This window comes from Terrabacter sp. 2RAF25 (assembly GCF_052115265.1).
GTDB lineage: Bacteria > Actinomycetota > Actinomycetes > Actinomycetales > Dermatophilaceae > Terrabacter.
Map to the genome: position 1 here is coordinate 175295 of NZ_JBFRGJ010000003.1, position 14963 is coordinate 190257.

The window sequence follows — 14963 nt, forward strand, 5'->3', positions numbered from 1 at the left end:
ATTGTGTCGCGGTCTCCGGCGTGGCCCGAGGGCATCGGGGGCGTGTCGCGCGATGGGTGACGCGTGTGGCCCGTGTGACGCGTGTTCCCGTCAGAGCTCGGGGAACCAGATGCCGATCTCGCGAGCGGCCGACTCGGCCGAGTCGGAGCCGTGGACGATGTTCTGCTGGACCTTCGTGCCCCAGTCACGGCCGAGGTCGCCGCGGATCGTGCCCGGTGCGGCGTCGGTGGGGTTGGTGGCGCCGGCGAGGCTGCGGAAGCCCTTGACGGAGTCCTGCCCCTCGATGACGACTGCGGTGACCGGACCCGAGCTCATGAACTCGACGAGCGGCTCGTAGAACGGCTTGCCCTCGTGCTCGGCGTAGTGCGCGGCGAGCTGGTCGCGGGTCGGGGTGAGGATCGAGAGGCTGACGAGGGTGTAGCCCTTCGCCTCGATGCGGCGGAGCACCTCACCGGTGAGGCCGCGCTGGAAACCGTCGGGCTTGACGAGGACGAGGGAGCGTTCGATGGTCACCCGGCCACCCTATCGGCCGGGCTGCTGGGCCCCTGACGGCCCGTCGCCCGCGGCCGCCTCACGGCGGGCCATCTCGGCATCGACCTGGGCACCCTTGACGAGACAGGTGATCCAGAGAGCCAGGAAGAAGAGCCCGACGACGAACATCATCGGCACGACGAGCGCGCTGAGCAGGGTGAGCGCCTGCACGACCCACCCGAGGGTGAGCCCCCACGGGCGGCGCATCAGGCCGGCAGCCGCGATGCACAGGGCGCCGAGCCCGAACCCCACGAGCAGGTATGCCGTGCTGCGCGCCCCGCCGTCGTCGGCTGCGCTGACACCCCTCGCGACGAGGGCGCCGAGCAGGATGCAGATGGACTGCCCACCCAGCACGGTCGCGAGCATTCGGAAGGTGAACTTGCCGGTCTGGCCGTGGAACGGGATGGAACGCATGCGGTGGGCTGCCTCGGGCTGTCGAGATGGATCTGGCTGTCGGTCGGGCGGGGCGCCGGGCCTGGTGGACGAGGGTCGGCGGTCCCGGGTTGGTCGTTCCGGCTCAGTAGTCCTGGCTGGTGTCCCAGCTGCGGATGATCGCCTGCGCCTCGGAGCCGCTCGCCCCGGTCGCCTCGGCGTACAGGGTCATGGCGTCCTCGCGGCGACCGGCGAGGATGAGCTCGCTGATGCGGGCGCGTCCCTCGTCGGTCAGGCGCCCCTCGGTGAACGACGCTGCGGCGTCGCGCACCCCGGGGCCCTGACCCGGCACGAACCAGCTGTCGACCGCCCGCTTGGCGTCGGCCAGTGGCGCGCCCGTCGCCTCGCGGTAGATCTTGATCGCGTTGATCTTGTGCCCGGCGCTGATCTCACGGCTGACCTTGGCGCGTACGCCGTCGGTGAGGCCGACGAGAGGACGGTCGGGGTCCTTGCGGCCCATGACGCGCCCCCACAGCACGACGAGGACGACCACGACGGCGAGGATCAGGACGATCTTGGCGGGGTTCACGTAGCCAGCCTAGGTGGGGGCGCCGGTTCAGGCGTCGGTGAGGCCGAGGAGCATGCGCACCTCGCCGGCCGTGATGACGGAGCCGGTGGCGATGACGCCGCCGCCCATCCCGTCGGCCTCGGCGAGCGTGACCGCCTGCTCGAGGGCGTCGGGAAGGTCGCGGACGACGGTCACCCGCGAGTCGCCGAAGAGCTCGACGGCGAGCTCACCCAGCTTCGCCGGCGAGAGCGCGCGGGGGGACGAGCTGCGCGTCACCACGACGTGGTCCAGGACCGGCTCGAGGACCTCGAGCATGCCCGTCGCGTCCTTGTCGGCGACGATCCCGACGAGACCGACGAGCTTGGTGAAGGCGAACGACTCGTCCAGCGCCGCCACGAGGGACCGGGCGCCGTGGGGGTTGTGGGCCGCGTCGACCAGGACCGTGGGTGACCGGCGCACGATCTCGAGGCGACCGGGGGATGTCATCGCCGCGCAGGCAGCCAGGAGCACCTCGTGCTCGATGCGCTGCCCGCCTCCGCCGATGAACGACTCGACGGCCGCGACCGCCGTGGCGAGGTTGCTGGCCTGGTGCGAGCCGTGCAGGGGCAGGAACAGGTCGGGGTACTCCCCCGCCAGTCCGCGCAGCGACACCTGCTGGCCACCGATGGCGACCTCGCGGGCGAGGACGCCGAAATCGTTGCCCTCGAAGACGATACGGGCGCCGCCGACCTCCTCGACGCGGTCGAGGAGGACGCGTGCGACGTCTTCGTCCTGCACCGCCGAGACGGTCACGGAGTCCGCCTTGATGATGCCGCTCTTCTCCTCGGCGATGGTGACGACGTCGTCACCGAGCAGGTGGGTGTGGTCGAGGTCGACCGGGGTGACGACCGCGACCTGGGCGTCGATGACGTTGGTGGCGTCCCACGAGCCGCCCAGTCCGACCTCGATGATCGCGACGTCGACGGGGGCGTCGGCGAACGCCGCGTACGCGACCGCCACGAGCACCTCGAAGAAGTTCATCCGGCGACCACCGGACTCGAGCGACCTCGCGTCGACGATCTCGACCAGGGGCGCCACCTCGTCGTAGGCGGCGATGAACTTCTCACGCGGGATCGGCTTGCCCGAGAGGGTGATCCGCTCACGTATGTCGTGCAGGTGCGGCGAGGTGAACCGACCGGTCGACAGGCCGCTCTCACGCAGGATGGAGTCGATCATGCGGCTCGTCGAGGTCTTGCCGTTGGTGCCCGTGAGGTGGATCGACGGGTAGGTGCGCTGAGGATCGCCGGCGAGCTCCATGACCGCGTTGATGCGCTCGAGGGACGGGCCGATGTCGTTCTCCGGGGCGCGGGCGAGGATCTCCTCCTCGATCTCGCGCATGCGCTTGATCTCCTCGAGGTTGCGAGCGGCCTCGAGGGCGGAGGCGTCCGGGCGCCCGTTCATGCCCGGCCTCCGTCCGGATCGGCGTCGCCGGCACCGAGGTCACGCGCCATCCAGACGCTCTCGGGCAGCCCTGAGCCGGGGGTCTCGCGGTGCGTCTCGACGAAGCCGTGTCGCGCGTAGAAGCGCGCCGCCTGTCGGTTCCCCTCGAGGTAGGACAGCGTGATCCGCCTCTGGCCGTTCTGCTCCGCCCTCTCGACGACGGCCTGCAGGAGCCGGGTTCCGATGCCGTGCCCGTGGTGTCCCGGCAGCACGTACAGCTTCCACAGGACGAACGCGTCGTCCTGTGGGCCGTAGGTCGCCACCCCGACGACGTCGTCGCCCTGGGTCGCCACGAGGGTGCGGCCCTTGCGGATCGAGTCGGTGACGACGTCGCTCGTCCACCACTTCGCCAGGCCCATGGCGACGTACTCGGGACCAGCGATCGGCTCGTAGGTCGCGAGCCAGGTGCGGTGACCGACCGAGAGCACGCCGGAGAGGTCGTCGCCGACGGCCTCTCGCACGACCACCCGGTCGGCGTCTGCAAGCTCCTCGCGAGCGTGCTGCTCGTGGGTCATGTCCACCTCGGTGCCTTCCAGCTCGTCCTCACGGTTCACGATCATCGCTTCACGACCAGGATCGTCGCAGCATGGTTGTCGCCGACGACCACCTCGGTCGGCGTGCCGGGAAGGCCGTCGGGCAGAGCGTGCTCGGGGCCCGCAGCCGCGAACTGCGCCGCGAGGGTCTCGCCCACGATGAGGTCGCGGTGGGTGACCGTCGCCTCGAAGACCTCCGGCCCACCCTGGATGGTCAGGCTGATGCGGTCGCTCACGTGCAGGCCGGTGTCGCGACGAGCCTGCTGGACGGCGCGCACGAGGTCTCGGGCGAGGCCCTCGGTCGCGAGGTCCGGCGAGACCCGGGTGTCGAGCACGACGAACCCGCCGGAGGGCAGCATGGCGGTGGCGCCGATGTCGGCGGCGTCACCGGCGACGACGGTCTCCAGCGCGTACTCCCCTTCGACCAGTGCGAGGCCACCGGAGGTGACCGTGCCGTCGGCGTCGACCGACCAGTCGCCCGTCTTGCTGCCCTTGATGGCGAGCTGCACGTCCTTGCCCAGACGTGGGCCGGCGGCTCGGGCGTTCACGGTGAGGCGCTGGCTCACGCCGAAGTCGGCCTCGCTGGCGTTCGCGACGTCGACGAGGGTCAGCGCCTTGACGTTGAGCTCGTCCTGGATGATCCCGCGGAACGGCTCCAGCGCGGACGGGTCGGACGTGACGACGGTGAGCTCCGCCAACGGCAGGCGGGCACGCAGCGCGCGGGCCTTGCGCAGGCTCGACGCGGTCGAGCAGACCTCGCGCGCCCGGTCCATGCCGACGACCAGGGCGTGGTCGGCCGGCAGGTCGGCGGCGTCCGGGTAGTCGGCGAGGTGGACCGAGCGTTCGCCGGTGAGACCGCGCCAGATCTCCTCGGTCACGAGCGGCAGCAGCGGCGCCGTGGCGCGCGTGACGGTCTCGAGGGCCGTCCAGAGCGTGTCGAAGGCGGACAGCGACTCGTCCGACTCGCCGCCCCAGAACCGGTCGCGTGACCGACGGATGTACCAGTTGGTGAGCACGTCGAGGAAGCCACGCATCGTGTCGCACGCGGCGGCGATCTCGTACGCGTCGAGCTGCTCGCGCATGGCGCCGACGAACTCGCCGAGCTTGGCCAGCAGGTAGCGGTCGAGCACGTCGGTCGACGCCGTGGAGTGCTTCGCCTCGTAGCCCTGTCCGCCCCGGGCGGTGTTGGCGTAGAGCGCGAAGAACGACCACGCGTTCCACAACGGGATCATCACCTGGCGCACGCCGTCGCGGATGCCCTGCTCGGTCACGACGAGGTTGCCACCGCGCAGGATCGGGCTGCTCATCAGGAACCAGCGCATGGCGTCGGCGCCGTCGCGGTCGAACACCTCGCGCACGTCGGGGTAGTTGCGCAGCGACTTGCTCATCTTCTGGCCGTCGGAGCCGAGCACGATGCCGTGGCTGACGCACGTCTCGAAGGCGGGCCGGTCGAACAGGGCCGTCGCGAGGATGTGCAGGGTGTAGAACCAGCCGCGGGTCTGCCCGATGTACTCGACGATGAAGTCGCCCGGGAAGTGGTGCTCGAACCAGTCGGCGTTCTCGAAGGGGTAGTGCACCTGGGCGAAGCTCATCGAGCCGGAGTCGAACCACACGTCCAGCACGTCCTCGACGCGGCGCATCGTGGACCGGCCCGACGGGTCGTCGGGGTTGGGGCGCGTCAGAGAGTCGATGAACGGCCGGTGCAGGTCGGTGACGTCGACACCGAAGTCGGCCTCGAGCTCAGCGAAGGAGCCGTAGACGTCGATGCGGGGGAACTCCGGGTTGTCGGACTTCCAGACCGGGATCGGGCTGCCCCAGAAGCGGTTTCGCGAGATAGACCAGTCGCGCGCGTTGGCCAGCCACTTGCCGAACTGGCCGTCCCGGATGTGCGCGGGCGTCCACTCGATCTGCTGGTTGAGCTCGAGCATGCGGTCCTTGATCTTCGTGACCTCGACGAACCACGACGACACGGCCATGTAGATGAGGGGCTCGCGGCAGCGCCAGCAGTGCGGGTAGCTGTGGTCGTAGGTCTCGCGTCGCAGCAGCACCGTGCCGGCGGTCACCGAGCCGGTCTCGCCCTCGCCGCGGGTCGCGGCCTTGAGGTGGTCGATGATGTGCGGGTTGGCGTCGAAGACGTGCATGCCCTCGTAGTCGGTCACCGGCCACGTGAACCGCCCGTCGGGGCCGACGGGGACGACGGGCTCGATGCCGGCCGCGTCGGTGACGATCTTGTCCTCCTCACCGAAAGCGCCTGCGGTGTGCACCAGGCCGGTGCCGTCCTCGGTCGTCACGAAGTCGGCCGGGAAGACGAAGTGGGCGCGCTCATGCCCCTGGTAGTACGAGAACGGAGGCGTGAACGACCGCCCCACGAGATCGGAGCCCTTCAGTCGCTCGATGACCCGCTCGTCGAGCGAGCCGGTGTCGACGTCGGGTCCGAAGAGGTCCTTGGCGTATGCCGCGAGGCGCGCCGCGCCGATGACGTAGCGCTCGGTCGTGCCGGTCGCGTCGGACTCGACGACGACGTAGTCGATCTCGGGGCCGACCATGATGCCGAGGTTGGCCGGCAGGGTCCACGGCGTCGTCGTCCAGACCAGGGCGAGCTCGCCCGTCTCGAGCCGGAGGCCGATCGTCACCGCGGGGTCCTGCCGCATCTTGTAGACGTCGTCGTCCATGCGCAGCTCGTGGTTCGACAGGGGCGTCTGGTCGTTCCAGCAGTAGGGCAGCACCCGGAAGCCCTCGTAGACCAGCCCCTTCTCGTGCAGCTGCTTGAAGGCCCAGATGACCGACTCCATGTAGTCGGGCTCGAGCGTCTTGTAGTCGTGGTCGAAGTCGACCCAGCGGGCCTGGCGGGTGACGTAGTCGCGCCACTCCCCGGTGTACTTCAGCACCGAGCTGCGGCAGGCGTCGTTGAACGTGTCGATGCCCAGCTCGACGATGTCCTGCTTCGTCTTCAGGCCGAGCTGGCGCTGCGCCTCGAGCTCGGCCGGCAGGCCGTGGGTGTCCCAGCCGAACCGGCGCTCGACGCGCTTGCCGCGCATCGTCTGGTAGCGGGGGACGATGTCCTTGACGTAGCCGGTGAGCAGGTGGCCGTAGTGGGGCAGGCCGTTGGCGAAGGGCGGGCCGTCGTAGAAGACGAACTCGTTGTCGCCGTCGGTGCCGGCGTCGCGGTTCTCGACCGACGCGATGAACGTGCCGTCCTCGTCCCAGTACCTGAGGACGCGCTCCTCGATCTCGGGGAAGCGTGGGTTGGACGGGACACCGGCCCGGGTCGCAGGCTGCCCTGCGTCGTCGTTCGTGGTGACCTTGGGGTAGGTCATGCTCGTGGTCTCCTGCGGTCGCGTCGGTCACTCGTAGCCTGCACGAGGACGGCTGCCGGAGGCTGCCGCGGTACCACCCCGCTTGCCGCACGTCGTCCGCCGGAGTCCGGCAGTCCGCATACGACCGCTCTTGTCGAAGGCTGTGACGGGCCCACCCGTCCGGGTCTAGTGGGAGCTCGCGCTCTGTTCTTCCGGAGGCTCGCCGCTGATGACGGCTCGAACGCCTGTGCGCGCCAGTCTAGCCTGCCGTGCGACCGCTCCACGGTTCGGGACGAGGTCGAGGAGTCCTGTCAGCACTGGGCCCCGGAGATCCTCCACGACCCCGGGCCACACCGACCGAGGTCGCACAGCCACCCGGGTTAGCGTGAACGATGGGCATCCGCAGGGCGTTCCCGGTCGTCATCGCGACCTTCGCGCTCTCCGTCGCTGCCTGCACGGAGCAGTCGCCGTCGCCCACCCCGACGGCCGCCACAGCGTCGACGCCCACACCGGCCGACTCCCCGACGCCGACGGTCATCCTGCCGGCAGAGCCGGCACCGAGCGTCGTCTCCCCTGCCGCTCCCCCGCACGCGGCGCCGTTCGACGTGCAGCACGTGCTCGACGGCATACGCGACCTCGCAGCGATCGGCCCACGTGACGCCGCGAGCGCCGCCAGCGACCGCGCGGCCGCGTACGTCGCGGCCCGGCTGCGCGCCGCCGGCTACCGGGTGACGCTCCAGCCGTTCACCGTGCCGGCAGGGGTCTCCTGGGGCGTACGCGTCCCCGCCGGCAGCACCGTCGACGTCGTCGCGGACCCGCCCGGCTTCGACGCACGCAAGCCGCACGTCGTCGTGGGGGCGCATTTCGACACCGTCCCCCAGGCGCCCGGGGCCGAGGACAACGCGTCGGGCCTCATGGTGATGGCGGAGCTCGCTCGGATGGTCCGTGAGCAGCCGGCCGGCCTTCCGGTCCGCTTCGTGGCCTTCGGAGCGGAGGAGGCACGGGGCGGGAACGGCACGAGGTACGCGTTCGGCTCGCGGCACTTCGTCGCCTCCCTCGACGAGGCCGAGCGCAGAGCGGTGCGGGGCATGATCGCCCTCGACCGCGTCGGGGTACGCGCCGCCGCCGTGCCCGTCTGCTCGGGCGGGCGAGGCGGGCGAGGCGCGTCGGCGTTGGCTGAGGCGATCAGGGCCGCTGCGGCCGCATTGCCCGTGCCGGTGCCGACCAGGGCGTGCACCAACCGGGCGAGCGACCACGTGTCGTTCGAGAGCATCGGCATCCCGGCCGCCCGCCTCGGCAGCGTGCCGTATGCCGCCTACCACTCCGCGGGTGACGTGCCGTCCGTCGTGGACCGGGGACAGCTGTCCCGGTCGGGTGCCGTTGTGTGGGCGTGGCTCCGGTCGCTCGGCTGAGGCCCGGGCCGCCGTGGGTGGACGTCAGGGCGAGCGTCAGCGCCGGCCGATGGAACCAGAACCCGTGACCGACTGGGTCACCTTCGGGTTGCCCGAGTACGTGAGCGACCCGCTGCCCGTGATGGTCACGTCGAGGGCGGAGCTCGCGGCGAGGTCGGCAGAGCCGCTGCCCGAGATGGTGACGGTCGCCTCCTTGGAGGCGAGCTGGGCCGCGTTGTAGTCGCCCGAACCCGAGATGTCGACGTCCTGGCGGTCGGCGCTGCCGTCGACCGTGACCGAGCCAGACCCGCTGATCTCGACGCGCAGCCCGGTGTCGTTCAGCCCGGTGTCGCTCAGCCCGGCCGCCGTGATCGTGCCCGAGCCCGAGATCTCGAGCCCCTGGAGGTCCTTCACGGCGACGTCGTAGGTGATCGGCTCGCTCGTCGTGATCGCCGTGCCGTCCTTCGTGCCCAGCGTCAGGGTGCCGCCCGAGACCTCGCTCGTCAGCAGCGGGAGCAGGTTCTCCTGGGCCCTCACCGTGAGGGACTCCGACGACCCCGGCACGATCCGCACGTCGCCCTGGCCGGCCAACCGCACGATGGAGAAGCCGGAGACCTGCCGAGTCTCGGCGCGGGCCGCGCCGGATCCCACCGTGACCGAGCAGCCAGCGCAGGCACACGCCACCGCCAGTGCAGCTGCCACGGCCCGGCCCTGAGATCGTTGCCGCATCATGGTCTCCGATCACCGCGCCCCACCTCCAAGGATGGCACCGTGTCGTCCGCCCGGTCGGCGGTTCGCGACACCAGCACTGACCACGCCGCGGACCTCTCGGAGCCGCTGGGGCGCGTTTGGCAGGATGAGGCCATGACCGAAGTCGAGACGACGGGGGCGTGGCTCAGCCGCGAGGACCTCGACAACGCCCGTGACCGCCTGCCGATCCTCTACGTCCACGCGATCCCGGTGAGGGTGGACGAGCGCGGCGTCGTCACCCGCGTGGGGCTGCTGCTCCGGGCAGACAGCGACGGCGGCATCGGCCACGAGGTCGTCGGCGGACGCGTGCTCTACCACGAGCGCGTGCGCGACGCCCTGATCCGCCACATCGAGACCGACCTCGGCCCGGTCGCGCTCCCCCGCGTGCCGATGTCGCCGCAGCCGTTCACCGTCGCGGAGTTCTTCCCGACTCCGGGGGTGACCCCGTTCCACGACCCGCGCCAGCACGCGGTCTCGCTCGCCTTCGTCGTCCCGGTCATGGGCGACTGCCGCCCCCAGCAGGACGCCCTCGACCTCTCGTGGGTCACCCCGGAGGAGGCTGCGTCACTCGCCGCCCTCGGGGAGATGCCGGGGTCGCACGGCGTGCTCGTGCGCCAGGGCCTGGCCCACGTCGGCTTCCCCGTCTGAGCCACCCAACCGCTCGGCCGCGCGTCCCGGGCCACCGGCCCTCCACGCAAAACGGACGGCTTTCGGTGATCCCCTGTTGCGTCGTCCGCGACGTCCGTACCGTCAGATATGGGTGTCGCCGGGGCCCTAGTCGCCGTATGCCGCGTTGGTCATCCTCCCCTGTCACGCGGCATACGGCCCGGCGTGTTGCCCATCGGTGACCGGCCCCTCAGTGCTGGTGCTCGAGCAGCTCCTGGCGACCCGAGCCCAGGACGGTGAGCGGCAGCAGGGTCTTGCCGGTGGGGCCGATCTCGATCTCGGTGCCCATCTGAGGGCAGACCCCGCAGTCGAAGCACGGCGTCCAGCGGCAGTCGTCGACCTCGGTCTCGTCGAGCGAGTCCTGCCAGTCCTCCCACAGCCAGTCCTTGTCGAGACCGGAGTCGAGGTGGTCCCACGGCAGCACCTCGGACTCGCCACGCTCGCGCGTGGTGTACCAGGCGAGGTCGACGTCCCACGGCATCGCCGCGAACTGCTCTGCCGCACAACGCATCCAGCGGTCGTAGGAGAAGTGCTCGCTCCAGCCGTCGAAGCGGCCACCGTCGCGCCAGACGGCCTCGATGACCTGGCCGACGCGGCGGTCGCCACGCGACAGGAGTCCCTCGACGATGCCGGGCTGGCCGTCGTGGTAGCGGAAGCCGATCGAGGAGCCGTAGCGCTTGTCGGAGCGGATCGCCTCACGCAGCTTGAGCAGGCGGGCGTCGGTCTCCTCGACCCCTAGCTGCGAGGCCCACTGGAACGGCGTGTGCGGCTTGGGCACGAAGCCGCCGATCGACACCGTGCAGCGGATGTCCCGGCGGCCCGAGACCTGCCGGCCCGTCTCGATGACGCGCTTGGCCAGCTCGGCGATCTGCAGCACGTCCTCGTCGGTCTCGGTGGGCAGGCCGCACATGAAGTAGAGCTTCACCTGCCGCCAACCGGCTCCGTAGGCCGCGGCGACGGTGTTGATGAGGTCCTCCTCGGACACCATCTTGTTGATCACCTTGCGGATGCGTTCGGAGCCGCCCTCGGGTGCGAAGGTCAGGCCCGACCGGCGCCCGTTGCGGGTCAGCTCGTTGGCGAGGTCGATGTTGAAGGCGTCGACCCGGGTCGACGGCAGCGAGAGTCCGGTCTGCGTGCCCTCGTAGCGGTCGGCGAGGCCCTTGGTCATCTCGGCGATCTCGGAGTGGTCGGCCGAGCTCAGCGAGAGCAGGCCCACCTCCTCGAAGCCCGTGGCCGCGAGGCCGCGCTCGACCATCTCGCCGACGCCGGTGATCGACCGCTCGCGCACCGGCCGCGTGATCATGCCGGCCTGGCAGAAGCGGCAGCCACGCGTGCAGCCACGGAAGATCTCGACCGACATGCGCTCGTGCACCGACTCGGCGAGCGGCACCAGGGGCTGCTTCGGGTAGGGCCACGCGTCGAGGTCCATGACGGTGTGCTTGGCCACGCGCCACGGCACACCCGGGGCGTCGGACGACGGGGCGACGCGCTGGATGCGCCCGTCGGGAAGGTAGGAGACCTCGTAGAAGGCCGGCACGTAGACGCCGCCGGTGCGGGCCAGGCGCAGCAGCACCTCGCGGCGGCCGCCCGGGCGTCCCTGCGCCTTCCACTCCCCCACGATGTCGGTGACCGTGAGGACGGCCTGCTCGCCGTCGCCCACGATGGCAGCGTCGATGAACGAGGCGACCGGCTCGGGGTTGAACGCCGCGTGCCCGCCCGCCACGACGATCGGGTCGTCGTCGGTGCGGTCGGCAGAGTGCAGCGGGATGCCGGCGAGGTCGAGCGCCGTGAGCATGTTGGTGTAGCCGAGCTCGGTCGAGAAGCTGAGGCCGAAGAGGTCGAAGTCGCGCACCGAGCGGTGGCCGTCGACGGTGAACTGCGGGAGGCCGGCCTCGCGCAGCTGCGCCTCCATGTCGGGCCACACGGCATACGTGCGCTCGGCGAGGGCGTCGTCACGCTCGTTGAGGACCTCGTAGAGGATCATGACGCCCTGGTTGGGCACGCCGACCTCGTACGCATCGGGGTACATCAGCGCCCAACGCGTGGTGAGCTCCTCGCCGGCCGGGCCGTGGCCGCCGACGTGCCAGTCCTTGACCGTGGAGTTGAGCTCGCCACCGACGTACTGGATGGGCTTGTTGACCCGCTCCAGCAGGGGCTCGAGGGCGTTGAACAGGGACTCTCCGGGCATCCCGCCATGGTACGTGGGCTCGTGCGGACACCGAAACGCGCGGGCGGCCCACCCTCGGCGAAGGCCCGGACGCGCGTGCTCGCGGGTCCTAGTCTGGGGAGGAGGGAAGGGGGCCGGGGTGCCGACGGCGATCCACATCGAGGTCCTGCCCGCGCGGCTCGGCGACTGCCTGCTCGTCGAGTGCCCCCGCCCGTCCGGTGCTCCGTGGCGGATGCTCGTCGACGGCGGGCCGGGCGACACCTGGCCCGTGCTCGAGGAACGTCTTCGCCACCTCGGGCGCTCCGATCGTCATGTCGATGTCGCCGTCATCACCCACATCGACAGCGACCACATCGGCGGGATGCTGCCGTTTCTCTCGAGCGACCTCGCCGCCGGGGTCGGCGACTTCTGGTTCAACGGACGCACCCACCTGCCGGGGCACGGCCCGGGCACCGAGCGCAGCGTCGCTCAGGGCGAGAGCGTCGTGACCGCCCTGCTCGGCCCGGCGGGCGACCCTCTGTCCGCAGGCGCCACGAAGCCGGGCGACGCCGTGCTGCCGTGGAACGAGGCGTTCGGCCGCGGCCCCGTCGACACGGGGGCGGCCGGTGGGTTCGTCGAGGTCGCCGTGCCCGACGGGCCCACCATCACCCTCCTCTCGCCCACGACGGCGCGCCTGGCACGCCTCGCCGACGCGTGGGCCTCTGCCCTGCGCGAGGCGCGACGTGAGCGCGTGCGGGAGGTCGAGCCAGACGTCCTCGCACCGCTCGACGACCTGCGCCGGATCGCCGACCAGCGCACGCCCAAGGACGCGTCCGTGCCCAACGGCAGCAGCATCGCCCTGCTCGTCGAACACCGTGGGGCGAGCGTGGTGCTCGGCGCCGACGCCTCCGGTGACGTGCTCGCCGCCGCCCTCCACGGCCTGGCTCGCTCGCGCGGCACCGAGACCGTGGCCGTCGACGCGTTCAAGCTGCCCCACCACGGCAGCCGCGCCAACGTCACGGCGGCGCTGGTCGCGGCGGCGCCGGCCGCCCACTACCTCGTCTCGACGAACGGCGACACCTTCCACCACCCCGACGACGCCGCCCTGGCGCGGGTCGTGGTCGGCGCCCCGCCCGGGCCGACCCTGTGCTTCAACTACCGCACGCCGCGGACGGAGCGCTGGGCCGACCCGGGCCTGACCGAACGTCACAGGTACCGCGTCGCCTTCCCCGACCCGGGCCGGGCCGACGCCGGGTTCGTGCTCGACCTCCCGGCGCGGCCCTGAGACCGACCCGACCGGCCGGTCAGCTGCCGTCGTACATCGCGTCGAGCTCGGCGCGGTGCTTCTCGGTCACGGCCTTGCGGCGCAGCTTCATGCTGGGCGTGAGGTCGCCCTCCTCGATCGTGAGGTCCTTGTCGAGGATCGTGAACTTCTTGATCGTCTCCCAACGGTTCAGGCCGTCGTTGAGCCGGTCGACGTAGCCCTGCACGAGCGCTCGCGCCTGCGGCGAGAGGACGACCTCGGCGTACGTCTTGCCGCCCAGTCCCACGGTCGGCGCCCAGGCGGTCACGGCGTCGGGGTCGAGCGTGACCAGCGCCGTCGCGTAGTTGTGCCCCGCGCCGTGCACGAGGAACTGGCTGACGAAGGGGCACAGGCCCTTGAAGCGCGCCTCGATCTCGGCCGGCGCGATGTACTTGCCGCCAGAGGTCTTGAAGACGTCCTTCTTGCGGTCGGTGACGTAGAGGAAGCCGCGCTCGTCGATGCGGCCGATGTCGCCGGTGTGGAACCAGCCGTCCTCGGTGAGCACCTCGGCCGTCGCCTCGGGGTTGTTGTGGTAGCCACGCATGACGCCCGGGCCCTTGACGAGGATCTCGCCGTCTTCGTCGGCGACGCGCACCTCGGTGCCCGGCAGCGGCCAGCCGACCGAGCCGTACTGGTAGGAGCCGTGCGCCGGCTGGTTGACCGTCGTGCCCGAGGAGGTCTCGGTGAGGCCGTAGCCCTCCTGGACGAGCAGGCCCACGGCGCCGAACCAGCGCGCGACCTCGGCGTTGAGGGGCGCAGAGCCGCTGATCATGAACCGCACCCGCCCGCCGAAACGCTCCTGGACCTTGTGCAGGACGAGCTTCGTCGCGAGGCCGTGGCGGCGCTTGAGGCCGGGCGACGGCTGCTCGCCACGGGCCTGCACGTCGCGCATCTCGCCACCGACCTCCAGCGCCCAGTCGATGAGCTTCTTCTTGAGGCCCTTCTCCCCCGCGAACATCAGCTCGATGCGGCCGTGGGCCTTCTCGAAGATGCGCGGCGGGCCCGCCATGAAGGTCGGCTTGATGACCGCCATGTTGTCGACGATCTTGTCGACGCGGCCGTCGACCGCGGTCGGGAAGCCGATCTGCAGGCCCGTCGCGACGAGCATCTTGCCGAAGACGTGCGACAGCGGCAGCCAGAGGAACTGCAGGTCGTCCTTCGTGAGGGTGCCGATCGCATCGATGACGGCGCCCTCGTAGACGACGCTGTCCTGCACGAGGCGCACGCCCTTGGGGCGGCCCGTGGTGCCGGACGTGTAGATGACGACGGCGAGGTTGTCGGGACCGAGCTGGTCGATGCGTGAGTCGACGAGGTCGGGGGTCGCGGCGAGCCACTCGCGGCCCCGCTCAGCCAGCTCGTCGGTGGTGATGACCCAGCCGTCGTCGCTCGCGCTGCCCGTCATGGCGATGACGTGACGGACGCCCGGGATCTCGGAGCGGACGTGCTGCAGCTTGGCGACCTGCTCGTCGTTCTCGGCGAAGACGATGCCGCTGCCGGAGTCGGCGAGGATGTACGCGACGTCCTCGGCGATCGTCGTCGGGTAGACGGTCGTCGTGGCACCGCCGGCGCAGATGACGGCCAGGTCGGCGAGGATCCACTCGACCCGTGTCGTGGAGGCGATCGCGACGCGGTCCTCGGTCTCGATCCCCAGGCTGATCAGGCCCGCCGCCCACTGCTCGACGACCTCATGGGTCTGCTTCCACGTCAGGGTGGTCAGCTCGCTCGACCCCTCGGCGAAGTAGAGGTATGCCGGCGCGTCGGGGGTGGCGCGGACGCGGCTGCGGAAGAGCGCACCAACGCTGGGTGCGCGGCCGTCGAGGACGTTCTGGTCGACGTGGCGGTCGGCGAGTGCCTGGAGGGGCATGTGGACTCCTTTGTCTGCGGTGGCCCGTCATCGGCGTCTGCGGGCATCCGCCATGCCGGGATGA

12 protein-coding genes are annotated in these 14963 nt (G+C 71.0%); 3 read left to right on the top strand and 9 right to left on the bottom strand.

The window, feature by feature from the left end; genetic code table 11:
- Positions 1-90: 90 nt before the first annotated feature.
- From ndk to ileS, 6 genes are all read right to left on the bottom strand, one after another.
- A complete protein-coding gene (ndk, locus tag AB4091_RS09775) occupies positions 91-513 on the bottom strand; it encodes a nucleoside-diphosphate kinase (protein ID WP_442291556.1) in 423 nt (140 codons plus the stop codon).
- A gap of 9 nt (positions 514-522) precedes the next feature.
- Positions 523-945, bottom strand: a complete 423-nt coding sequence (locus AB4091_RS09780; RefSeq protein WP_442291557.1) for a DUF4233 domain-containing protein — start codon at positions 943-945, stop codon at positions 523-525.
- Between the two features lie 103 nt (positions 946-1048).
- Positions 1049-1492 carry a hypothetical protein gene (locus AB4091_RS09785; RefSeq protein ID WP_442291558.1) on the bottom strand — a complete coding sequence of 148 codons (444 nt, stop codon included), beginning with the start codon at positions 1490-1492 and terminating at the stop codon, positions 1049-1051.
- 27 nt (positions 1493-1519) lie between these two features.
- Entirely contained in the window at positions 1520-2911 is a 1392-nt protein-coding gene (locus AB4091_RS09790) for a bifunctional folylpolyglutamate synthase/dihydrofolate synthase (protein ID WP_442291559.1), read from the bottom strand.
- Complete coding sequence (locus AB4091_RS09795) at positions 2908-3510, bottom strand: GNAT family N-acetyltransferase (protein WP_442291560.1); 603 nt, start codon at positions 3508-3510, stop codon at positions 2908-2910. The genes AB4091_RS09790 and AB4091_RS09795 overlap by 4 nt, the downstream gene beginning before the upstream one ends.
- A complete protein-coding gene (gene ileS / locus AB4091_RS09800) occupies positions 3507-6800 on the bottom strand; it encodes an isoleucine--tRNA ligase (RefSeq protein WP_442291561.1) in 3294 nt (1097 codons plus the stop codon). Before ileS ends, AB4091_RS09795 begins: the two co-directional genes overlap by 4 nt.
- A gap of 371 nt (positions 6801-7171) precedes the next feature.
- Between ileS and AB4091_RS09805 the strand changes: the two genes are divergently transcribed.
- Complete coding sequence (locus tag AB4091_RS09805) at positions 7172-8191, top strand: M28 family metallopeptidase (RefSeq protein ID WP_442291562.1); 1020 nt, start codon at positions 7172-7174, stop codon at positions 8189-8191.
- 36 nt (positions 8192-8227) lie between these two features.
- On the opposite strand, the gene AB4091_RS09810 is transcribed toward AB4091_RS09805, so the two are convergent.
- Positions 8228-8872: a head GIN domain-containing protein gene (locus AB4091_RS09810; protein WP_442291563.1), complete on the bottom strand. Its 645-nt coding sequence runs from the start codon at positions 8870-8872 to the stop codon at positions 8228-8230.
- Positions 8873-9034: 162 nt separating this feature from the next.
- Between AB4091_RS09810 and AB4091_RS09815 the strand changes: the two genes are divergently transcribed.
- Positions 9035-9568, top strand: coding sequence for an NUDIX hydrolase family protein (locus AB4091_RS09815; protein ID WP_442291564.1), 534 nt, complete (start codon positions 9035-9037; stop codon positions 9566-9568).
- A gap of 208 nt (positions 9569-9776) precedes the next feature.
- Here AB4091_RS09815 and AB4091_RS09820 read toward each other — a convergent pair whose 3' ends face one another.
- The gene (locus AB4091_RS09820; protein ID WP_442291565.1) at positions 9777-11774 is read right to left on the bottom strand and encodes a TIGR03960 family B12-binding radical SAM protein; all 1998 of its coding nucleotides are present in this window, start codon (positions 11772-11774) and stop codon (positions 9777-9779) included.
- A gap of 118 nt (positions 11775-11892) precedes the next feature.
- Here AB4091_RS09820 and AB4091_RS09825 point away from each other — a divergent pair, with 118 nt between their 5' ends.
- Entirely contained in the window at positions 11893-13017 is a 1125-nt protein-coding gene (locus tag AB4091_RS09825) for an MBL fold metallo-hydrolase (protein ID WP_442291566.1), read from the top strand.
- 19 nt (positions 13018-13036) lie between these two features.
- On the opposite strand, the gene AB4091_RS09830 is transcribed toward AB4091_RS09825, so the two are convergent.
- Entirely contained in the window at positions 13037-14899 is a 1863-nt protein-coding gene (locus AB4091_RS09830) for an AMP-dependent synthetase/ligase (RefSeq protein ID WP_442291567.1), read from the bottom strand.
- Positions 14900-14963 lie beyond the last annotated feature (64 nt).